Raw genomic sequence first — 21167 nt, 5'->3', positions numbered from 1 at the left:
TTTTTTCATGGAGTCGCCATGTCCACCCGCCGTCAGGCCGCTGTTTCCTTCATTTTTGTGACCCTGCTGATCGACATGCTGGGTCTCGGGGTTTTGATTCCGGTCATGCCCCAGATGGTTGCCTCCCTCACCCATGATCCTGCCACAGCCAGCCAGAGTTTCGGTGTGCTGATCGGGCTCTACTCCCTCGCCCAGTTGCTGGCTTCCCCCATTCTGGGTGCCCTCAGTGACCGGTATGGCCGCAAGCCGGTGCTGCTGGGATCGGCCCTGCTTGCTTCCTTCTCGTACGCCCTGGCTGTTTTCAGTCCCAGCCTGATCTGGCTGTTCGTCGCGCGTTTTCTTGGTGGTGCTGCTGCTGCGAGTGCAGGAGTGGCCAACGCCTACATCGCAGACATCAGCACCCCTGAGACCCGGGCACGCAATTTTGGGATGGTCGGGGCAGCATTCAGCCTGGGCATCATCATCGGTCCTGCCCTCGGGGGTTTGCTCGGGCAGCATGACATCCGCCTGCCTTACATCTTTGCTGCAGGTTTCGCCTTTCTGAACTTCCTGTACGGACTGCTGGTGCTTCCCGAGTCGCACCACAGGCGCAGCAATGGCCCCATTGCGCTTCAGAACCTGATCCCTCTGCGTTCCCTCGGTGTGATTGGAAAGTATCCCGGACTGACCGGTCTGGCCTGGGTGAACGTGCTCACTGCTCTGGCCCTGCAGTTCATGACCAGCACCTGGGTGCTGCACGGGGCGGCCCGCTACGGCTGGGGACCCGGAGAGAGCGGTCTGGCCCTGACCGTGGCAGGGGTGCTGGGCATTCCGGTGCAGACGCTTCTGGTTTCCCCGGTGCTCAAACGCTTTGGGACCGTGCGCACCGTGCAGGTGGCCCTGGTGCTGGGGATTGTGGGTTATGTGCTGTACGGTCTTTCCAGCCTTCCCTGGATGTTCTTTGCCTCCATGCCCCTGTCGGTCCTGATGGGGGTGGGCGGTCCTGCTCTCCAGGCCCAACTTGCCTCAAAAGTGCCCCCAGAAGCGCAGGGTGTGGTGCAGGGCAACATGGGTGGACTGAACAGCCTGACGGGAGTGGTGGGACCCCTGATGTCCACTGCACTGTTCTCCCACTACGCAACCCCATCTGCCCAGACCTCCATTCCTGGAATCGCGTTTTTCAGTGCAGCCCTCTTGCTGGTCTTCAGCTGGATGCTGTACAGCTGGCTCGTGACCCGTCCCCAGCCTGCAAGGCAGGAACAGACTTCATCCACCTGAAGGTCCACTCCATACAGCCCGGCTTTTGCCGGGTTTTTTATTGTCACTGATCAGGCCGCACCCGTCGTTTGCGGACAGGCGGATGTGCTTCTGCTTTCAGTTGCTCCATCAGCATCAGGGCGGTCTGCTCCAGATGGCACTTCAGCACGGCCCGGGCCTCTTGCAGGTCCCCTGATTCACAGGCCAGCAGCAGGTCCCGGTGGTCTTTCTCGAAACGGGATTTGTGCCGCACCAGCCTCATGTACATGTGCCAGTAACCATCCACCTTCATGCGCAAGGAAGAGATCAGGTCCCTGAGCTGCGGGTTCCTGTGAAGCTGGTAGAGCGTTTCATGGAACTGCACATCCAGCTGTTTCATCTCGCTGAGATCGGTGCTTGCCTCATAGCGTTCAGAGATGTCTTGCAAGCTTTGCAGATCTGCTGGGCCGAGGTGAGGAAAGGCCAGTTCAAGGGCACCGAGTTCCAGAATCTGGCGGATTTCGAAGATCTGCAGGATGTCCCGCTCGGTCAGGGCGGCCACCACTGCACCCCGGTGGGGATAGTACTGAATCAGTCCCTCGGTTTCCAGTTGCCTGAGGGCTTCTCGCACCGGACTTCGGCTGACCTCCAGCTCTGCAGCAATGGCATCTGCAGGAAGCGCCTGACCTGCTTTCAGGACCCCAGAGGTGATGGCCTCACGCAAAACCAGCACCACATGTTCTGGTGTGGTGGTGGTCTGGGGCACCTGAAGGGCAATCTCTCGGAGGTTCATGCTGGTTCCACTTTACCTTTCAGAGGTGAAAAAAGCTTTTGGAGAGCAAAAGTTCCTTTTTCACGTTTAAGCCATCCAGATTGTATAAGATCACAGCAAGGCGACGCCAGCACCCACATGGCGTGTCTGGAAAGAGGAGCCATGTCCACCCATCACCTTTTCCTGCTCAGCAGTGCCCGCAGAGGCGGCAACACCGAGCAACTCGCCCGCAAAGCTGCTGAAGCCCTGCCTGCACATGCAAAACAAACCTGGATCGACCTCAAAGACCATCCACTGCCCATGTTTGAGGATGTGCGGCACAGCGTTGGAACCTATCCACCTCCAGAAGGTGCTGCCCGTGTGCTGCTGGAGGCCACACTGGAAGCCACCGATCTGGTGCTGGTGGCCCCCCTGTACTGGTACTCCCTTCCCACCCTGGCCCAGCGGTACCTCGACGAGTGGAGTGGCTGGATGCGCGTTCCAGACCTGAATTTCAAGGCCCAAATGGAAGGCAGGAACCTGCACGCCATCACCGTGCACACCGGAGAAAAGGAAGAGGTTCAGCCTCTCTTGCTCTCCCTGCAACACACAGCCAGATACATGAAAATGCATTACAGGGGCGCACTGGTGGGCTGGGTTTCCCGCCCTGGTGATGTGCTGCAGGATCAGCATGCCCTGGAGCAGGCAAAGACCTTTTTCACAGGAGCAAATCATGACTGAAACCTTTCCCCTGACAGAACGCCCCAACACCGGCTGGGATGCCAGAATCCGTGTCTTTGACACTGCAGGAGAGGTGGACGCCTACGTCATCACCACCGAACGGCATCTGGTGCTGGTGGACACCACCAGCACACCAGAACAGGCCCTCAAAATCATGCTTGCCGTTCAGGAAGACCTGTCTGGAAGGTCCCTCCTGGTCATCAACACCCACCAGCATTCGGATCACACCTGGGGCAATGCCATTTTCACATCCACAGGACCGTACCCTGCGCCGATCATCGCCCATGAGGTTTCAGCGCAGCTTCTCTCAGGTGGAGAACCAGAAACCTACCTGAAATCCCAGCAGGAAAAAAATCCCCGCTTTGCCCAGGTGAAGATCATCCCTCCCACTGTCACTTTCACGGGAGAAATGAAAATCCACGGTGGAGACCTCACCCTGCACCTGATTCACACCCCGGGGCACCTGAAAGACCACCTGGCCGTCTGGATTCCCGAAATCCAGACCCTCCTCACCGGAGACGCAGCAGAGCACCCCATCCCCTATACCGCCGACCCTGCGGAACTTCCGGTGCTGATTGACTCCCTGGAACGCATGCACAGCCTGAACGCTCAGGTGGTCTTCGCCTGCCATGGAGGCACCTCCAGCCCTGACCTGCTGGCAAGAAACCTGAAGTACTACCAGCTTCTGAAAGAGAAAACCGCTGGTTTGACTGAAAAGGAGCAGGTCCAGTGGTCCTTCGATCAGGCCATGCAGGACCTCGGGCTTGCAGGAGAGGAATTCCCGAAATTCTACAGGCACTTCCATGACCTGAACATCATCTCCATGCTTCAGCAAAAGTAAAACTGGGACAACTAAAGAAAACAGGGCCAGCGGCCCTGTTTTTGCTTATGGAATTCAATTTTGCGGACGGCTCAGTTCAAGGGCTCCATTGCCCAGGCTCTCCCCCCGCACGTTGGTGGCCTCGAACTCGCCCAGATAGTAATCAATGGGGTATCTGGCGTTGTCAGGGTTGTTTCTGAAGTTGCCCTGGGCTTTGAAGGTGGTTTCATCGTCGTCGTTGAGGGTGAGGCTCAGCACGCCCGTGTTGCGGTTGCCCATCACGTAGCCCACGTACTCGCCCTGCATGTACACGTTGCCCATGATGCCCCGGTCATCCTCATCCACACTGATGGTCAGTTCCAGGGTTTCGCCCCCCGCGCTCAAAAGCACATTCCAGTTGCCACTGGCATCGGTGCGGATGGGTTTCACCTGCTGTTGCACAGGAGTGCTGTTGCTGTAACCAGAGTTGGAGGCAGTGTTGCTGGAAGAGGTGTTGGCAGGGGTGCTTCCCGTTCCCTCAGAGGGACGGTAGATGGTGGTGCCATCTGCAGTGGTGAGGCTCAGGGTCAGGCCGTATTCCCGCTGCTCCAGGCTGTATTTCACGCTGCTGGGTTTGGCGGTGTTCTCCTGTTTGTAGCTGTGGTCCGGGCTGCAGGTGTACCCCTGGGACAGGCTGCTGGTGGGGGTGAAATTCAACTGGTTGCCACTTTGTGCCACTTTGCCCTGCTCCTGCACGAACAGTTTGGAGTTGCACCCGAAGGTGGAGATCGTCAGCAGTCCGGTTTTCATGTATGTGCCGTCCCCGTTCAGCTTCAGGATGGTGCTGGTGCCACTGGCGTTGGTCCACAGTCCCGTGGTGACGTTGTAATACTCCATCGGGGAAACCGTGCCACTGTACCATTCCCCCTGCAGGTTGCTGGAGAGTTTGCTTCCAGAACTGGTCTGGGTTTGTGCTCTGGTGGGTTTGCTGGGGGTGGCACTGGGTTTGCTGGCCTGGGGTGCGCGGGTGTTGTAGGAAGAGGTGCTCTGCCCGGAGGTCAGCTTCAGGGTACCGCCCTGAACACTGAATTTCAGGGTGCGGTCCTGGGGGGTGCGGGTGTTCTCAAAGCCTTTGTAGACCGTGCAGCCATTGTTGTGGCGCACAGGGGTGGCTCCGGTGCGGCTCTTGCTGGAGGTGGGGTGCAGGACCAGCTGGCTGCCATTCACCTTGACGGTTCCCTTTTCCCAGTAGAGGTCGATGGTTTCACAGGCAATCAGCAGGCTGCCGAAGTACCCAGGAGTGGCTCCTGTTTTCAGCTGGGCAAACTCGTAAGTGCCGTCTTTGCGGATCACCAGACGTTCAGCCCCGGTGCTGGCACTGCGGAAATCGGTGGTGGCAATGTTGAAGTACTCTGCGGGGTAGGGTTCACCAGCAAGCCATTCGGCCACCAGTGTTTCAGGGACAGATGCGGCAGCGGCAGAACCGAGCAGGCTGCTGAGCATCAGGATGGGCAGGGATTTGTGGATGTGAAGCATCGTCTTCTCCTTCAGCGGGTGAGGGTCAGGTCCCTCACCGGGATGCCTGCACCTTACAGAAAGAGGGGTGATTGAAGGATGATTGGGATTTGCCTTCACCTGTGCTGCAAAACCTCGAACCAGTGTTTCCTGTGCAGGACCAGTTTTAAAGAAGGCCTCAGGTGCAAGAACCACACCAGAAAGAGCACACTGTAGGTGACCAGGGTGGCGAGGTAAGCAATGGGGATCATCAGGGTCATGGCCTCTGCCAGTTGTGCGTTGAAGTCAGGGGTTCCAAAGGGGCTTTTCACCAGCTGAAATTTGATGCTGATGTTGAGTCCGGCCACCGTGAGCCCTTTAACACACAGCAGAAAGGTGCTGAACCAGACCAGTTGCCGTCCCCTGCCTTTCTCCATGAAGTCTCTCAGGACCTGCTGTTGCACCTCACCCTGGGGCTGCAGAAACTCCCACAGAATGAAACCAAAAAGCGGCCTCCTGAGCACCAGGGACAGGCCCGTGCAGGTGGCCAGAAACAGGGAACCGCTGGAGTCCTTGAGGGCAAAAAGCAGCCCTGAAACCCACCAGAATCCCATCAATGCATTCAGCAGGGTGGAGACGGTCACCAGCAACCACAGCACAGAGGTCTTTCTGGACTGCCAGCGCTGCACCAGCAGGTAAGTGGCAGGCACCAGTGCAGCCACCATGAAGGCCCCCGCTGGGGTGATCAGTTCATGCAGGCCCCAGTCCAGACCGGGCAGTTTCTTCTGCAGGGCCACCAGGGGAAAAAGGGCCGTCATCAGCAGGTTGAGCAGGAGGTTCAGGGGAGCTGCAGACACCTGCTGATGATGGCAGAACTTTATTCGGAAGTAAAACCTTCAAGGGCTCTGGCGAGGGCAGCGCTGGCATCTTTGGCCCACACCAGCAGGTCTCCCTGCACGGCCTGAACCCCATGCGCCTGAGCCCACTGGTGGTGCAGCCAATGGGTTCTGGATGACCCTGCCACCCGGGCGGCAAGTTGACGGGTCAGTGTGTCATCGGGCAGGACCTTCATGGAAGGCATCAACCATCCCACCGAGAGTTCATCCGAAGGATTCCGGCAGGCCTGCAGGGCTTCCAGCAGGGTTTTCTGGGCGTCAAAACTTTGACCTGATCTGGACAGCAAAAAGGCCTGTGTGGCCAGAAAACGCACCCGTCTGGAAGGATGGCGTTGCACCAGTTCCCTGCCTTCTTCCAGCAGGGTTCGGGCTGTGGTGAAATCCTGCAGCTCGGTGGCGATCCAGGCCGCCCCACAGAGGTTGTCCAGCTGCCCCAGTGGATTCCAGCCCTGAAAGAGGTTGTGGGCTTCCTCAAAAGCCATGCGTGCCAGCTCAAACTCCCGCGCAGCCAGATGAATGTCTCCCAGGTGCAGCAGGCACGAGGGAATGCGCCGGGTGAACCCGCTGTCCCGGCAGATTTTCAGGGATTCCTGCACGCTCTCCAGCGCTGTTTTCAGGTCACCGATGGCAAGGCAGGCCACCCCGAGGTTGTTCAGCAGGGCCGTGAGGGTTCCAGGGCTGTGAAAGAGTCTGGCCCTCAGCAGGCTGCTCTGGATCTGTTCTTTTGCCTCGCTGTAACGCCCGGTGCTCAGGTACACCAGGCTGAGGTTGTTGACGGCCCGATTGAGGTTTCCGGTGTCCTGCAATTCCCGGAAGGCGGCGATGGCTTTCAGGAAGCGTTCCTCTGCAGGTCCCCACTGCTCGGTGCGCCCGGCCAGGGTTCCAAGCCGCATGATCAGGGTGGCATAGAAACGCGGGTTGTTCTGCGTGATGGTCAGGAGTCCTGCTTTGCGGTAAGCTTCCGACGCTTCTGGAAACATGCTTTTGGCGGCATACGCATCTCCCATCTGCAGGTGCAGCAGGGCGATGGCGTCCTCTGTGGGGGCCACCTCCAGACCACGCCTCAGGTCCTCAAGGCTGGCTTCGAACTGTCCCTGCCGTTCAGCGATCAGGCCGTGGTGCCTGTACCACAGGGCTTGCAGGGCAGGGTTGAGCAACTGCAGGTCGCAGGCTTTCAGGCAATTCAGGCCTGCTGCAAGATCGCCCTGCCAGACATGCACCTCACCGAGGCACAGCAGGGACACGCTCCTCACCTGTGGGTCCGGGTGGTTTGTGGCTTCCTTCAAAAGGGCCACGCCCTCGGACATCAGGAAGGAAAACATGCACGCTTCTGTGAATGCAGGGCAGGCTTCACTGAACCCCGCAGGCCGGTGATGCAGGCTGTACTTCATGGCAAGCAGCACATCTGGCATGATCTGGCGGTTGTGCTCCAGGGCTGTCGAGTAGGCAGCACGTTCACTGCCGTTCAGGATGCTGTGGTTGCGCCTCAGCAGATCCAGGTGGTGCCGTGCATGCACCTCCAGATGGGGGCTGTTTTTCTCCAGATGGGCCAGGGCCAGCTGACGGATCAGGGGATGGAGACCCAGCAGGGCACCATTTTTCTGCACCAGTCCGAGCTGCGAAAGGCTGAGCAGCACCTGGGGCCGGATCTGAAAGGTGTTGCGGGCCTGCAGCACCGTGAACCCTCCTGCAAAAGTGCTCAGGGCTTTCAGGCTGTCCTGCTCGAAGGGGGTGAGCCTGTCCCAGGTGCTGTTCAGGACCTGAGAGAGGCTTTTTTGTGGCCCCTGGTCCAGAAAGGCCACATTGTCCCTGACCTCGCTCAGGATTTCCGGGAGGGTCATCAGACGCACCCATCCTGTGGCAAGTTCCAGGGCCAGGGGAGACCCTCCCACCTGTTCACTGATCTCCCGGATCAGGTTTTGATCTGTTTCGGTGCAGACAAAATCAGGATCGGTCTTCCGGGCAAGTTCGCAAAAGAGCCTTATGGCATCTTCCGGGCGAAGACCAGACAGTTCCAGCAGGTGCTCTCCGGGAAGGTTCAGGGGCCTGCGGGAGGTGCAAAGGAGCCGCAATCCGGGTGCCCGTCCAAGGGCCTGCGAAATCCAGTTTTCAAGGCCTTCCACCTGTTCGGTGTTGTCCAGCACCAACAGCACCTGTCCACGGGCGGCCAGCACGTCCAGCACAGGCACCTGTTCTTCTCCAGCCTGCAATTCCAGACGCAGGCGGTCCAGCAGGGCTGCCACATTGCTGCTCTGGTGGGCAGGAATCAGGATGTGCGGGATGCCGCACTGCTCTGCAAACACCTGTGCAAGTCGGGTCTTCCCCTGCCCTCCCATGGCGACGATGGAGATCAGTCTGGCCCCTTCAGCAAAGAGGCCCTGCAGGTGCTGAAGTTCCATTTTGCGTCCCGGCAATTCAGTGAGGGTGGGCTGTGGCACCACCACAACAGATTTTTCCAGCTCAGCCCTGAGTTGCTGGTACAGGGCCTGGACCTGGGGAGCCGGACCCTCTCCCAGTTCCTCAAAAGTGGCAGCAGTGTAACGCTCGTACTGGCGGGAGAGGCCCTCTTTGTTGCCCAGCAGAACGGCCAGTCGCATCAGGCCCACATGTGCCCCTTCACTGGCCGGAAAGACTTCCAGCACATTGGAATACGCTTGCTGTGCCCGCTCCACCTGACCTGCCCTCAGGGCTTCGTCTGCAAAGACCAGCAGCAACTGCAGGCGCAGTTCTCCGAAACGGTTGCGGTACGGTTCGCTCCAGTCGTCGTACAGGTCTTCAGGGCTGAAATCCCCGGTCCACAGGTTGAGGGCACCAAGCAACTGCTCAAAGGCACGGGACTTCAGAGCGGTGAGGGTGTTCTTCTCAAAGTCGAGCGCGTCCACCCGCACGCCACCCTCTGCACTGAGCACAATCTCACCCCTGTTCAGTCCCACTTCCACGCCACCATACGGCTGAAAGGCCTTCCTGAGGTTGTAAAGGGCATTGTAAAGCTGCGCTGCGCCCTGTTCGGGCTCCAGGTCTGCCCACAGTTGATCGATCAGGCTTTCTTTCTGCAGGCGGTGCGAGGGATGCAAGGCCAGCATCTTGAACACCGAGCGCACCTTCTTGCGGGACAGGGTTTTCTCGGGCATCAAGGATTCTCCAAACCACACCCTGAAAGGCCCCAGAAGCTGCACCTTCAGGGTCATTTCTCACCCCGCATGGTTTCACTGATCAGCAGAAAGGTTTCTTTCCAGGCGGTTGCCACCTCTTCAGTGAAATCCTCTCCCAGTGTTTGCTGAAAGACCCAGATCAGGGCCTCTCCAACGTGGTTGTAATGCTCGGGCAGGATGCCGTATTTCACATGCCTTTCCCCAAGGGCTTTCACTTCGGTCTGGAATTCATCGATTGAGGAGAGGTGCTCCACCATCCAGCGAAGCATGGTCACCAGACGGTGGGCCTGTTCTGCAATGTCCGTATGAAACAGCGGTTTTAACTCTGGATGCTGTGCAAACAGCCTCTGGTAGAAGATGTCTCCGAAGAACACTTCCATTTCCAGGTCATGGGGGATCAGTTCTTCAAACGTTCTGCGGATCAGGGCGACATGCGATGAGGTGAAAGCCATACGTCACTTTCATGATCGGTGTCCTGTTCCCAAAAGGCAACAGGGTGGTGTTCGTGAATTCCCGTGTACTGCCATCGCCCTGTTCTCGCTCTTATTGAACTCTGTCGGGGCTTTGAATTTCAGGATCACCTGTCAGGACACCTCAAGTGTGTAAAGGATGTGTAAGTGATAAGATCAATGTACTGCATCTGAGTCAATGAGATTGATTCTATAGGAGAACCATGCAAAAAGTCCCTATGAAATGGAAAGCTTTGTTTCTGCCCCTCGTGCTCGGCTCCTTGCTGGTGGCCTGCGGGGAAACTTCGAGCGTCCCTGCACCTGTCAAACCAGCGAATCCCACCAGGGTCACCGTACAGGCCAAAGCTGGTTATGTGGAAATCAGCTGGGAAAACACCGCCAGCAACATCCTGGGTTTCGAAATCTACCGTGAAACCCTGGCCAAGGTGGGCACCAATCAGGTGAAACCCCAGGCCCTCTCCCTGCTGACCCGGGTGGGAAAAAATGCCTGCACCAATGCTGAAAAAACCCTCTGCAGCTATCAGGACAAAACCGTGCAACCCGGCACGTCCTACCGTTATGCTGTGGCCGTTCGTGGAGCAGAAGCCAACTCTGACCAGGTTGCCAGTGGCCCTGTGGCGGCTCCCGTCAACAGTGCACCCACCAGCAAGGGCATTCAGAACCTCACAGCCCCCAGAGGCAGCCAGAACCAGACCATTGATCTCAAAACCATTTTCAGTGATCAGGAGGATGCTGCCACTGCACTGAGATTCGCTGCTCTGAGCAGCAGGCCAGATGTTGCTTCTGCGACCCTGGACGGTGGTGTGCTGACCCTGAAGTTTCTGGCTGCAGGGGAGGCCACCGTCACGGTCACAGCCACAGATACGGGGGGTCTGATGGTCAGCAGCACTTTCACAGTGACGGTCAACAACAACAACACCCCTCCCGCAGCAAAACCCATTCCAGATGTGGTCATCCGCAAGGGTTCGGCTCCACAAATCCTGAACCTCCCTGAGTACTTCAGTGATGTGCAGGACAGCTCCCTGACCTATGCCCTGGTCAGCAACAGTGCCCCTGCCGTGGTCATTCCAGAGCTGAAAGGTTCTCAGTTGCACCTGACTTTTCTGGGGCTGGGCACGGCTGAACTTGTTCTGAGGGCCACCGACTCCGAGGGCCTCTTGGTCACTGCGCCTCTGAAGGTTTCGGTGACCGATGACGGCAACCAGCCTCCAGTGCTGAAGCCCATTCCAGATGTGGTGGGGGTCGAGGGGGCGAGCCATCAGGTGATTTACCTGCAGGAACACTTCAGTGATCCAGAAGGTGGCTCCACCCTTTATTACAACCTGCTGGAAAACAGCAATCCTGCAGTGGTCAAGCCCACCTTGAACGGGTCTGTCCTGGACCTGGTCTTCGGGGAAACGGGCACCAGCACCCTGAAAGTGCGGGTCACCGACGTGGGCGGGCTTTACACCGATGCGACCATCAAGGTCACGGTGAATGAAAAGCCCAACACTGCTCCCATTGCCCTGACTTTCCCCACCGACACCCCCACCGAAGGTGATCCCGAAAGCACCCTCAGGGTCAGCACCTATTTCCAGGACCGGGAACAGGGCAGTGCCACCCTGACCTACAGCCTGCTGGAAAACAGCAACCCGGCTGCGCTTTCTGCCAGTCTGACCGGTGACCAGCTCAAACTGGGCTACCTCAAGGAAGGCACAGCCACCCTGAAAGTGCGAGCCACTGACAGAGGTGGCCTGAGCACAGACAACACCTTCAAATTCACTGTTTTGCACCGCAATGTTCCTCCTGTGGCCACCACCATTGCCGACCAGACCCTCACGCTGGGCCTGAATCCTTTTGTGCAGGACCTTTCCAAAGTCTTCAGTGATCCTGAAGATGGCGCTGCAGGTCTGACATACAGTGTGGTTGCAGACAGCGTTCCAGGGGTCGTGGATGTGAAGTTCTCTGGAGCCCAGATGACCGTCATGGCACTCAAGACCGGAACCACGCAACTGAAAGTGCGTGCCACCGATCAGGCAGGAGCGTCTGCAGAAGTGTCCTTCAAAGTCACCGTGCAGGTCAGCACCAAGCCTGTGGCTGTCCTTGAAGCCAGTTCCTTGCACACGGCCACCCAGCTGGGGGTGGTGTTTGATACAACCAAATCCAACGATGACAGCGGTATTGCTGCAATGTTTCTGGATTTTGGAGACGGCAGCCCGGAAATCAGCAGTTCTGACCCATTTTCTTCGGTGGGCAAAAATTACGGAAAATTTGGGACCTATACTGCGAAATTGACCATCAAATCCAGGGATGGAGAAGAGGCCACCACCACACTGCCCATCACAGTGGGCAGTGCTCCCGGTCAGGTTCTTGATTACGGGTTTCTTGATTACAGCCGCAGTGGTGCCAGCGACCTCCTGCTCCCGATGCTGGGTCGTGACGAAGCAGGCAACCTGCACCTGGCTTATGAGGCCACTGCCTGCACCACCACATGTGACATGGCTGTGGTGAATGTTTCTGCTGTTCCATCTGCTGAAGGGATGACCTTCAACTGGAACCAGGAAGAATACATCCACACCCCCACCCCTCAGGACCTGAAGCGGCTCCAGATGGCTGTGGACCCCCAGGGCAACCGTCACTTTGTGACCGAATCTGTGGTCGCGGACGCAAATGACCAGAAAACCCGGGGTGTCCTGCAGGTTCGGGCCGATGGGACCCCCGGATGGCGCCTGACTTTGCCCTCCAGTCTGCCTGTGGCAGAATTTTCGACCACCACCAGCAGCCCGCTGATCCCCACCCATCTGGCGGTCAGCAGGGACAGCGTGTATCTGGTGGGCAACACGTCTGCCAGCATTGATGCCAGCACCAGTGTTCAGCTGGGATTCGTGCAAAAAATTCAAAATGGAACGGTCAGCTGGACGAAGTTCTTTGGCACACCCAGCAAAACCTGTGACACCCAGAACCAGCTGCAGTTCAATGCTGTGACCCTGGACGGCAATGGAAGCCTCCTGATCGCAGGGGCCTCCAGTCAGATTCAGCAGACCGATTGTGCGCCTGCAGGCAGCACGGCTCATCCTGTGCTGCTGAGCCTGGATGGTGCTGGCAACCTGATCTGGCAGCAAAACCTGCCCCTGGTGCGAGGAGGCTGGTCTCTGAACAGCGAAATGCACCTGCTGGCACACAACAACATGCTGGTTCTCAGCACCGAAGCCAGCCTGAACGACAAGACCCAGGCCAGTGTCTTCCTGCTCAACACAGCAGGGGGCATCCTTTCTCAAGACACCCTGGGGACCCTTGAAGACGTCACACACATCACCGGGATGGCTCCCAGCCCCGATGGACAGGTTTTCGTTCTGGGTTACAGCAGCATGGCACTGGACGCTGCTCCACAGGGAGAAACCGATCCCTTCCTCAGAAAATACAGCCTATCGGGAGAAACCATGTTCACAGTTCAGTACAGTGCCGATACACTGCCAGAAGTGACCCGGGACCTGGTGACCATCGGCAACCACAGTTACATGATCCTGTACATTCCAACGGCCAGAGGCCTCCTCCTGAATTTGCAACGCATTGACAATCAGGGCAACCAGATCTCCAATTGAAGTGAAGAAGAAAGGGGGACAGCATGCCTTGCTGTCCCCCTTTCACGGCATTTCAGTGCATCTCCATCAAATCTCCACATTTCCTGTTCCGGTTCTTCACAACGGCGTAGCACAATACAGGGGTGCAGACGACTGGCAAGACCAACCCCCTGATCCTGGTGGTGGAAGACGAACCTGAAATGCTGGAACTCATGGAAGCTTACCTGAGACGGGATGGTTACCGCACCGAACACGCCCTGGATGGGGAACGTGCCCTGGAACTCTTCCGGGTGGCCCAGCCCGATCTGGTGCTGCTGGACATCCAGTTGCCCAGAATCAGCGGTTTTGATGTGCTGAAAAGCATCCGCCAGAAACACCTCACGCCGGTGATCATGGTGACGGCGCGCGCAGAGGACCTGGACAAACTGCTCGGGCTTGAACTCGGTGCAGACGATTATGTGGTCAAACCTTTCTCTCCCAGAGAAGTTGTGGCCCGGGTCAAAGCCGTGCTCCGGCGCACACAGCAGCACATGCAGACTGTGGTGCGCATTGGTGACCTTGAAGTGGATTCCAACGCCATGCTGGCCCGGGTGGGCACGTTCCGCCTGGACCTCACCCCAGCAGAATTTCGTCTGCTGGAATACCTCGCCAGGCATCCGGGAAGGGCCTGTTCCAGACAGGAACTGCTCGAAGCCTCTCTTCCAAACTCAGACGCACTGGAACGTGTGGTGGACACACACCTGAAAAACCTGAGGCGTAAACTGGAAAACGCAGGTGCCATGGGCATGCTGGAAACCGTGCGCGGTGTGGGGTACCGACTGTGGCTCGAAAACTGAGCAGACCATCCATTTACAGCATTGCAGGACGCCTCAGTCTGATGACCCTCGCTGTGGTGCTGCTCACCAACCTGATCACGGTGGGCTTCATGCAGTACCAGTCCTGGCAGCGCTTCGAGAACCTGCCGCCCAACCTCAAGCAGGTGCTGCAACAGCGATGGGAGCAGGACACTGCCCGTCCTGGCCCTCAGCCTGCCTACAAGGAATTCACTGTCCAGATGGCCCCAAATGTGACCACCTTGCAGCCCTTTCCACCCCTTCCTGAACAACCCCGCACCATCCGCATTCCGCGTGGCCTGCGCCTCAGGGACGACCTGCAAAACTCGCTGCTGGTCTCCACCCTGCTGGGGTGCCTGATCGGAGCTGCACTGTCCGTTTTCTTCTCCAGACGGCTGGCCCGACCCCTGGAATCCATCTCACACGCTGCGGCGCGGGTCAGTGAAGGGGACCTCAGCACCCGCGTGGACCTGCCTGCCGCACCTGCAGGCCGTGAAGATGAGCTTTACTTTCTCACCCAGCATTTCAACATGATGGCCGAAACCCTGCAACGTCAGGAGCAGGAACGCAAAAACATGATTGCGGACATTGCACACGAACTGCGCACCCCCATCGCGGTCATGAAGGCCAAGCTGGACGCACTGGAAGATGGCATTGTTCCGCTGGACCAGCACTCGGTCCAGCGACTCCAGGCCCAGACCAACCTCTTGAGCAGGCTCGTGGATGACCTCCGCACCCTCAGCCTTGCAGATGCTGGAAAGCTGGAACTCAGCACCCAGGTGGTGGACATCGCCGCCCTGGTCGAAAATGTGGTCAGTGAGTACCAGGCCGTGGCCGCCCGCGAAAAGGTGCAGGTGCAGGTGGAAACCAGCGAGGAAACCATCCTGATCCCAGGCGACCCGGACCGTCTGGCCCAGGTGATCAACAACCTGCTGGAAAACGCCGTGCGCTACACCCCACCCCAGGGGCGCATTGATGTTCACGTGAGCCGCAAAAACGATCTGGTGACCCTCAAGGTGCAAGACACTGGACACGGCATCCCAGAGCACGCCCTTCCACACATCTTTGAACGTTTCTACCGGGCAGATGGCTCCCGCACGCGGGTCACCGGAGGCACAGGTCTGGGTCTCGCCATCGTACGCACCCTCACCGAACTTCACGGTGGGCGGGTGCACGCCTGGAACCAGCAGGGCTCAGGGGCGGTGTTTCAGGTGGAGTTGCGGGGTTAGATCCCCCTAGCCCTGGCTCTGCACCCACAATTCCACCACCAGACCATGCGGTGTATTCTGTGAAAGCACCACCTTGCCCCCATGGAGTTCGGCCACCTGTGCCACCACACTGAGCCCGAGGCCGCTTCCCGGAGCGCGGGTGCCTGGGGCACGGTAGAAGGTTTCGGTGGCTCTGGAAAGGGCTTCTTCTCCCATGCCCGGGCCTGTGTCTGCCACCCTGAGGACCCCAAAGGTCTGATTGTGTTCTGTGGTGGTGTGCAGGGAGACCCCCACGGAGGCGGCTGGTGCGTGATGCTGGGCATTGGTGAGGAGGTTCAGCAAAGCTTGCCTGAGCAGCAATGGATCACCACACACCTGACAATGTTCTGGGCCAGAGTAGGGGAGGTCTCTGGCGCCGGTGATCTCCTGCACGAGTTCCGCCAGATCGAACTCTGTTTTCTGGGTGCGGCCTTCACGGGCCAGGGTCAGCAGGGACTCACTCAGGCGGGCCATGCGGTCCACCTCCTCACAGATGATCTCCAGGGTTTCTTCTGGTGTGGCGTAACCTGCCTTCCAATTGCCCAGATGCAATTTCATTGCGGTGAGGGGGGTGCGCAGTTCATGGGAGGCATTGCGGGTGAATTCGGTTTCCCGTTTTCTGAAACCCGCCAGTCGGTCCAGCATGTGGTTGAAGGTGGCACTGAGTTCGCCCAGTTCCCCTCCCCCTTCCTGGGGCACCTTGAGGGACAGGTCTCCAGAACTGGCAATTTTACGGGTGGTGTCCAGCAGGTGCTGCAGGGGTTTCAGGGCGGGTCGGCTGAGCAGCAGGGCAAAGATGACCCCCAGCAGGGTCACCAGCAGGGTGGTGAGCAGCATCGTCTGCTGGTAGTTGCTCAGGCTCGAATTCAGCTCTCTGGAAAGAATGGCCCCCTGAATGAAGAAATCCACTTCCTCCCCTTCAGAAGGATGGATGGTCCACGTGCCCACCCGCCACTGGCCATAATTCCGGGCATACTGGGTGAGGTTCGGCATCGGGATGTCATCAGGAAACTGTCCATACTGCCAGATCACCTGCCCCTCGTGCACCAGCCTGACCCGGGTGATGTAACCCTCGTAGCCTGCGTTGATGTCCTGATAAAAACGGGGATCGGTGCTGAGGCCCTTTTTTCGCAACAGTCCAGTCAGGCGCTGCACATAGATGTTGAGGTCACGGTCCAGACTGGCATACACCTGATGCTGCAAACTGAAGTACCCGAGGCCCCCCTGAATGACCAGAGCAACCAGGGTCGTGACCGCGATGAACACTGCAAGCCTCTGGCGGAGGGTCACACTTCCTCCAGCCCCAGACGGTACCCTCCTGGTATGGTTTTGACCACCTGTGGAGCAAGTTTGCTGCGCAGGTGGTGCACGTAGACTTTCACCACCCCTGCATCACTGGCCTCATCGCCCCACACCAGATCCACCAGTTCGTTCGGGGTGTATGCCCTGGAAGGGGACATCATGAAACGTTCCAGCAGGGCGTATTCCCGGCTGGAGAGTTCCACCAGGGTGCCCTGCCAGCGTACGCTGCGTTTCGCCAGATCCATTTCCAGGCCTCCACGCTGGATCACACTGGTGCGCACCTCATGGACCCGTCTGAGCAGGGCGCGCACCCGGGCGAGGAGTTCAGGCAGATCAAAAGGTTTGACCACATAATCATCGCCCCCTTCATCGAGGCCCATCACCCGGTCCTCAAGGGCATCCCGGGCGGTCATGAAGAGGATGGGGCCACTGTAACCCGCTTTGCGGGCCTCGCGGGCCAGAATGAACCCTCCATCTTCACTTTCCGGAAGACGCACGTCGAGCAGCATCAGGTCGGGCTCAGATTCCAGCAGAAGTGCACGGGCAGTGGTGAGGTCCGGTCCATGCTGAACAAGGTGCCCCTGTGCTTCCAGGGCACGGATCAGGGGGCGTGCAATGTTGATTTCATCTTCCACGAGGAGCAGGCGCAAGGGTCACCCTTTCTGGGCAGATCTGGATTTCTGAGTTCACCCTGTGAAAGAGGTGAGCAAAACTCATCTGGTGGCTGCATTTTACCCGATTGGGGTTAAGGGGGGGTTATGGAGGACATAACTGCCAGATAACTGCCTTCCACCATAATGCAGTGCAGAATCGCAAGGATTCCACCCTCTGGGTGCCTGATCTCCCCGTTTCAATTTCAGCAGAAAACAGCAAGGCTGCTCCGCTCAGGCGGTGTGGTCTGGCTTCCATCCTCTTTCACTTCTACAAGGAGAAGTTTTGTGCGCAGACTCCCCCTTTTGCTGATTCCCGTCACCGCAGCCCTGGCCGCCGTGCCCTACTTTTCCCACCAGAGCCCGGTGATTCCACAGGTTCAGGCTCAACAGGAGCAGCCCTGGAGGCCAGCCTCTGTTCCTGACAAAGGGCCATCCGAGTCCCCTTTCCGCAGTGAACTGTCAGACCAGACCCCCTACAACTCCTGGCAGGAGCGCAGGAGCCTCATTGCCAGCAGCACCCTGGAAGAGGTGTACGAGAAATCCATTCCTGGAGCGGTGCGGGTGATCATCGGCAACGCCGGGCTCGGAACGGGCTTTTTCATCACCAGTGATGGCTACATCATGACCGCCGCCCATGTGGCCCTCGGGGACACCAGCGAACCCCTTTCTGTGCTGACCTCCCAGGGCAAAGAGTACCCTGCAACCCTGGTGGGCTACGACGAACTGAAGGATCTGGCCATCATCAAGGTCAAGGGAAACAACTTCCCAACCCTGCAATTTTCTTCCTCCACCCCCAAAGTGGGTGATGGTGTGGTTGCCATTGGCAACTCCAGAGGATCTTTCGATGGAGGCCGTGCAGGCAAGGTGACCCGTCTGGGGGCAAGCCTGAGCGCTTCTTTCCCCAGCAACATGGTGGCTTCCAGCATGCCGCTGGCTCCCGGTGACTCGGGTGGCCCGGTGCTCAACGACAGGGGTGAAGTGGTCGGGGTCAGCACCGCCATCAGCAGTGGTGCTGGGCATTTCAGCAGTTACTTTGTGCCCCTGACCACCAGCAGCCAGATTGTCAAAGACCTCCAGGCAGGCCTGAAGAAATCCGTGCCCATCATTGGTGTCAGCATTGCCGATGCCCGGGATTACCTGGATGCCGAGGGGGTGCTCGTCACCGAAGTGGTGCCCGGTCTCGGTGCCCACAAAGCGGGCATCAAAGACCCCCAGATCCGCGAGTACCGGGACGACTCTGGCCGGGTTCGCCAGGAGATCAGTGGTGCGGATGTGATCGTTGCGGTGGAAGGCAAGAACGTCAACGATTCAGATGACCTGATCGGTGTGCTGCGCAGCAAGAAAGCCGGAGATCAGGTCACCCTGAAGGTCAGGCGAGGAGAGCAGACCCTCACCCTGAAAGTCACCCTGACCGCGAAACACAAAGTCTGAGCCACACAACACCTGCTTCAAAAACGCCCCTCAGGGGGCGTTTTTTCATGGATAGAGGAAGTTGAATTGCGCGTCCAGATTTAAGGCTTTCAGGTCCGGGGTCTTCCCAGCGTGAACGGATTTCAGGAAATGAACCACCATGCGGTTGATCAGGTTCTGGGTTTTCAGGGGGTCTGCGGTGCCCAGAGACACCAGAGGACTTTCTTTCAGATCAGGAATCAGGGTGCCCAGGACATTCAGATCGGTGAAGTTGTCGTGTTTGCTGCCCTTCACCTCGGCGTATCCTGCGTAAGAGGTGGAGGCTTTGGCTTTCTGCCAGTTCCCGATGCTGGTGATCTCAATCAGGGGCCGGATCTCTTCAAGTTGGGGAGGCACCTGAATCTCTCTCGGGGTTCCCTCCTCAACCAGGACAAGGGAGGGGGTGGAATTGAGGTGGTCTTTCAGTTCTCCCCACAGGCTCCCATCCAGATTGATTGCGGCCTGCACCTGCCCGGAGATTTTCATGGTGGTGGCCCCACCAAAAGAGTGGCCCATCAGAGCAGTGAAATGGGTGTTCAGGTGATCCTTGAGTGGGCTTTGTTCAGGGATGCTCCTCAGCAGGAACTGCAGGTCTTTAGCCCAGATGTCCTGAACCCTCAGGGATTTTTCGTGCAGTGCACGGGTGATCTGAATGGGGTCTGTTGCGGGTGAGTCTGGCACCTGGGTGTCTGCGGCATCACTCCGGTAGATGGTCCCTGCATCTGTGACCGCAAAAAGTGCACTGTGGGTGTGACTGACCGCCGCCACAATGAACCCCTGGCTTGCCACCTCTTCTGCCAGGGTGGTGTTCAGGTAAGGGGTGGTTCCCATTCCGTGTGAGAGCACCACCAGCGGAAACTGTCCCTGAGCGATGGGGGCTTCTCTGAGGGCGTAACTCTGAATTCTGGACAGCAGGGTTCGGTCCAGACCACTGCTCTGAACCAGGGCATCCAGCACTTTTCCGGACACCCAGGGATGCAGCGTTTTTGCACCAGACACTGGATAGTAGTACGTCACAGGAAGGGTCCGCACGTCATTGGGATCTTTCGTGAACATCTCTGGTCGGGAAGGGTCCTGAAACTGCTGTTCGGTCCGTCCAACGCTGTACGGTCCATCTGGCTCAGGGAACTGCAGGGCTTCTGCCTGCACAGGAGCCCTCTGGCAGGCGTTCAGCAGCAGGAGACCGAAAAGCAGCCTTTTCATGGCTGCACCCTCTTCCCTGGAACCGTCTGACCCCCATCGATCAATTCGATGTTTCCGTCTTCCGTGAACCGGATCTGGATTCCTGCTTCTCCCTGATAGAAGGTGTTGGCGTTTTCTGCTCTCAGGGGGTAGAGGTTGCCCGCAGGGTCCTGCATCATCAATTGACCGTCTTTGAGCACCACCGTCAGGGTCAGGCCGATGTCTGGCAGGGTGTAGGTTCCCAGGTGTTTCTGCAGCACTGCAGGGTCCACTTCAACGAAAGTCTTTTTCTGGGGCAGGGTGTAGGGCTCGCCAAAGTGGGCTTTCTCCAGGGTCTTGCCCAGTTCCTCCACAGGGGCGTTTTCCACATTGGACAGGATCAATAGACTGAGTTTCTCTTTCGGGAAGTACAGGGTCAGAGCGTGGTGCCCGCTGATGATTCCTCCGTGCAGCACCACGTCTCTGCCGTCCTGGGAGCCCACCTGAAGACCATATGCGTAATGGATGCCCTCGCCCACAGGGACCCTGGGCGTGATGAGTTCCTGCACCGTTTCAGGTTTGAGCACCTTGCCTGAGAGCAAGAGGGGAAGCCACCGTACAAGTTCTGGCCCTGTGGAAGCCATGCCTCCCCCTCCAGAGGGCAACTCTGGGTCCACATAAGGGGCCTTCTGGTGAGTGGTGCCATCAAAGAGGTACCCTTTCACCAGACGGGGAATGATGCCTGTCCGGGTGGGAAAACCTGTGCTTTTGAAGCCCAGAGGTTGCAGAATCTGGCTCTGCACATACAGTGGAAAAGGCTGTCCTGACGTGACCTCCACCACTTTGCTGAGCAGCAGATACCCAGCATTGCTGTACTCAAAACGGGCACCGGGCTCAAAATGGGCAGGCTTGCTGCTGAACAGGGCAATGGTCTGGTCCAGGGTCAGGGCATGCCGTTGCACGTTGTCAAAGTTCTCGATGTCCTGCAGCCCACCAATGCCTGAAGTGTGGGTGAGCAGGTGCTGCAGGGTGATTTTCTCCCCTCCAGGAAAATCAGGCAGGAATTTGCTCAAGGTGTCGGTGACGTTCAGTTTCCCATCTTCCTGCAACTTGAGGATGGCCGCAGCAGTGAAGCTCTTGGTCAGGGACCCGATGGGAAAAACAGAGCGGTTCACAAAAGACAGGGGCCCTTCAAGGTCCGCTTTCCCCACAGATTTTCTGAAGAGCAGTTTCTGGTCGTGTTCCAGAATCACCGTGCCCATGAAACCACGGGCCTCTGCGAACGCCTCAACAATGCCAGGGTAATCGGGAGGTGTTGGGGCTTCCTGGGCAAGGGCACCAGAGGACAGAAACCCACAAGTCAAAAGCGAAGTCAGCATCAGAATCCTTTTCATGGCCAGAGTCTAGAAAAACGCTGTGACCTCCTGAAGACCGTTTGATGTCC

The 21167-nt window shown here is 58.1% G+C and carries 16 protein-coding genes; 7 read left to right on the top strand and 9 right to left on the bottom strand.

The features are described from left to right. Positions 1-18: 18 nt before the first annotated feature. On the top strand, positions 19-1257 hold the full coding sequence (locus DC3_RS00705) for an MFS transporter (protein ID WP_146881664.1): 1239 nt from the start codon (positions 19-21) through the stop codon (positions 1255-1257). A gap of 43 nt (positions 1258-1300) precedes the next feature. Here DC3_RS00705 and DC3_RS00700 read toward each other — a convergent pair whose 3' ends face one another. Next, positions 1301-2008: a GntR family transcriptional regulator gene (locus DC3_RS00700; protein ID WP_146881663.1), complete on the bottom strand. Its 708-nt coding sequence runs from the start codon at positions 2006-2008 to the stop codon at positions 1301-1303. A 141-nt stretch (positions 2009-2149) separates the two neighbouring features. On the opposite strand from DC3_RS00700, the gene DC3_RS00695 reads away from it, so the two are divergent. Both DC3_RS00695 and DC3_RS00690 read left to right on the top strand, forming a co-directional pair. Further along, positions 2150-2707: a flavodoxin family protein gene (locus tag DC3_RS00695; protein WP_146881662.1), complete on the top strand. Its 558-nt coding sequence runs from the start codon at positions 2150-2152 to the stop codon at positions 2705-2707. Continuing rightward, complete coding sequence (locus DC3_RS00690; protein WP_186815747.1) at positions 2700-3548, top strand: MBL fold metallo-hydrolase; 849 nt, start codon at positions 2700-2702, stop codon at positions 3546-3548. The genes DC3_RS00695 and DC3_RS00690 overlap by 8 nt, the downstream gene beginning before the upstream one ends. A 54-nt stretch (positions 3549-3602) precedes the next feature. On the opposite strand, the gene DC3_RS00685 is transcribed toward DC3_RS00690, so the two are convergent. The 4 genes from DC3_RS00685 to DC3_RS00670 form a co-directional block, all read right to left on the bottom strand. Beyond that, entirely contained in the window at positions 3603-5042 is a 1440-nt protein-coding gene (locus DC3_RS00685) for a hypothetical protein (RefSeq protein ID WP_146881660.1), read from the bottom strand. 95 nt (positions 5043-5137) lie between these two features. Next, positions 5138-5857 carry a DUF3159 domain-containing protein gene (locus DC3_RS00680; protein WP_146881659.1) on the bottom strand — a complete coding sequence of 240 codons (720 nt, stop codon included), beginning with the start codon at positions 5855-5857 and terminating at the stop codon, positions 5138-5140. Between the two features lie 20 nt (positions 5858-5877). Then, positions 5878-9084 (bottom strand): ATP-binding protein, encoded by a 3207-nt coding sequence (locus tag DC3_RS00675; RefSeq protein ID WP_146881658.1) that lies wholly within the window; start codon positions 9082-9084, stop codon positions 5878-5880. Next, the gene (locus DC3_RS00670; protein ID WP_146881657.1) at positions 9081-9500 is read right to left on the bottom strand and encodes a globin domain-containing protein; all 420 of its coding nucleotides are present in this window, start codon (positions 9498-9500) and stop codon (positions 9081-9083) included. Before DC3_RS00670 ends, DC3_RS00675 begins: the two co-directional genes overlap by 4 nt. A gap of 221 nt (positions 9501-9721) precedes the next feature. Between DC3_RS00670 and DC3_RS00665 the strand changes: the two genes are divergently transcribed. The 3 genes from DC3_RS00665 to DC3_RS00655 all read left to right on the top strand — a co-directional run bounded on the left by DC3_RS00665 (position 9722) and on the right by DC3_RS00655 (position 15140). Beyond that, on the top strand, positions 9722-13099 hold the full coding sequence (locus tag DC3_RS00665; protein ID WP_146881656.1) for a PKD domain-containing protein: 3378 nt from the start codon (positions 9722-9724) through the stop codon (positions 13097-13099). Between the two features lie 122 nt (positions 13100-13221). Continuing rightward, positions 13222-13914, top strand: a complete 693-nt coding sequence (locus DC3_RS00660) for a response regulator transcription factor (RefSeq protein ID WP_281292425.1) — start codon at positions 13222-13224, stop codon at positions 13912-13914. Then, entirely contained in the window at positions 13899-15140 is a 1242-nt protein-coding gene (locus DC3_RS00655; RefSeq protein ID WP_146881655.1) for a sensor histidine kinase, read from the top strand. Before DC3_RS00660 ends, DC3_RS00655 begins: the two co-directional genes overlap by 16 nt. Before the next feature lie 6 nt (positions 15141-15146). On the opposite strand, the gene DC3_RS00650 is transcribed toward DC3_RS00655, so the two are convergent. After that, positions 15147-16448 carry a sensor histidine kinase gene (locus tag DC3_RS00650; RefSeq protein ID WP_146881654.1) on the bottom strand — a complete coding sequence of 434 codons (1302 nt, stop codon included), beginning with the start codon at positions 16446-16448 and terminating at the stop codon, positions 15147-15149. After that, positions 16445-17110, bottom strand: coding sequence for a response regulator transcription factor (locus DC3_RS00645; RefSeq protein ID WP_146881653.1), 666 nt, complete (start codon positions 17108-17110; stop codon positions 16445-16447). Before DC3_RS00645 ends, DC3_RS00650 begins: the two co-directional genes overlap by 4 nt. Before the next feature lie 288 nt (positions 17111-17398). On the opposite strand from DC3_RS00645, the gene DC3_RS00640 reads away from it, so the two are divergent. Beyond that, complete coding sequence (locus DC3_RS00640) at positions 17399-18544, top strand: S1C family serine protease (protein WP_186815745.1); 1146 nt, start codon at positions 17399-17401, stop codon at positions 18542-18544. 45 nt (positions 18545-18589) lie between these two features. On the opposite strand, the gene DC3_RS00635 is transcribed toward DC3_RS00640, so the two are convergent. Both DC3_RS00635 and DC3_RS00630 read right to left on the bottom strand, forming a co-directional pair. Further along, complete coding sequence (locus DC3_RS00635; protein ID WP_146881651.1) at positions 18590-19765, bottom strand: alpha/beta hydrolase family protein; 1176 nt, start codon at positions 19763-19765, stop codon at positions 18590-18592. Continuing rightward, on the bottom strand, positions 19762-21117 hold the full coding sequence (locus DC3_RS00630; protein ID WP_146881650.1) for a serine hydrolase domain-containing protein: 1356 nt from the start codon (positions 21115-21117) through the stop codon (positions 19762-19764). The genes DC3_RS00635 and DC3_RS00630 overlap by 4 nt, the downstream gene beginning before the upstream one ends. Positions 21118-21167: the final 50 nt, after the last annotated feature.

This window comes from Deinococcus cellulosilyticus NBRC 106333 = KACC 11606 (assembly GCF_007990775.1).
Taxonomy (GTDB): Bacteria; Deinococcota; Deinococci; order Deinococcales; family Deinococcaceae; genus Deinococcus_C; species Deinococcus_C cellulosilyticus.
The sequence above is the reverse complement of the archived record's forward strand: the minus strand, read 5'-3'. Positions and strand labels throughout refer to the sequence as shown.

Coding starts and splice junctions, on each gene's coding strand:
- DC3_RS00630 (WP_146881650.1), bottom strand. CDS start 21,117: ATGAAAAGGATTCTGATGCTGACTTCGCTTTTGACTTGTGGGTTTCTG.
- DC3_RS00665 (WP_146881656.1), top strand. CDS start 9,722: ATGCAAAAAGTCCCTATGAAATGGAAAGCTTTGTTTCTGCCCCTCGTG.
- DC3_RS00635 (WP_146881651.1), bottom strand. CDS start 19,765: ATGAAAAGGCTGCTTTTCGGTCTCCTGCTGCTGAACGCCTGCCAGAGG.
- DC3_RS00670 (WP_146881657.1), bottom strand. CDS start 9,500: ATGGCTTTCACCTCATCGCATGTCGCCCTGATCCGCAGAACGTTTGAA.
- DC3_RS00695 (WP_146881662.1), top strand. CDS start 2,150: ATGTCCACCCATCACCTTTTCCTGCTCAGCAGTGCCCGCAGAGGCGGC.
- DC3_RS00685 (WP_146881660.1), bottom strand. CDS start 5,042: ATGCTTCACATCCACAAATCCCTGCCCATCCTGATGCTCAGCAGCCTG.
- DC3_RS00705 (WP_146881664.1), top strand. CDS start 19: ATGTCCACCCGCCGTCAGGCCGCTGTTTCCTTCATTTTTGTGACCCTG.
- DC3_RS00675 (WP_146881658.1), bottom strand. CDS start 9,084: ATGACCCTGAAGGTGCAGCTTCTGGGGCCTTTCAGGGTGTGGTTTGGA.
- DC3_RS00690 (WP_186815747.1), top strand. CDS start 2,700: ATGACTGAAACCTTTCCCCTGACAGAACGCCCCAACACCGGCTGGGAT.
- DC3_RS00700 (WP_146881663.1), bottom strand. CDS start 2,008: ATGAACCTCCGAGAGATTGCCCTTCAGGTGCCCCAGACCACCACCACA.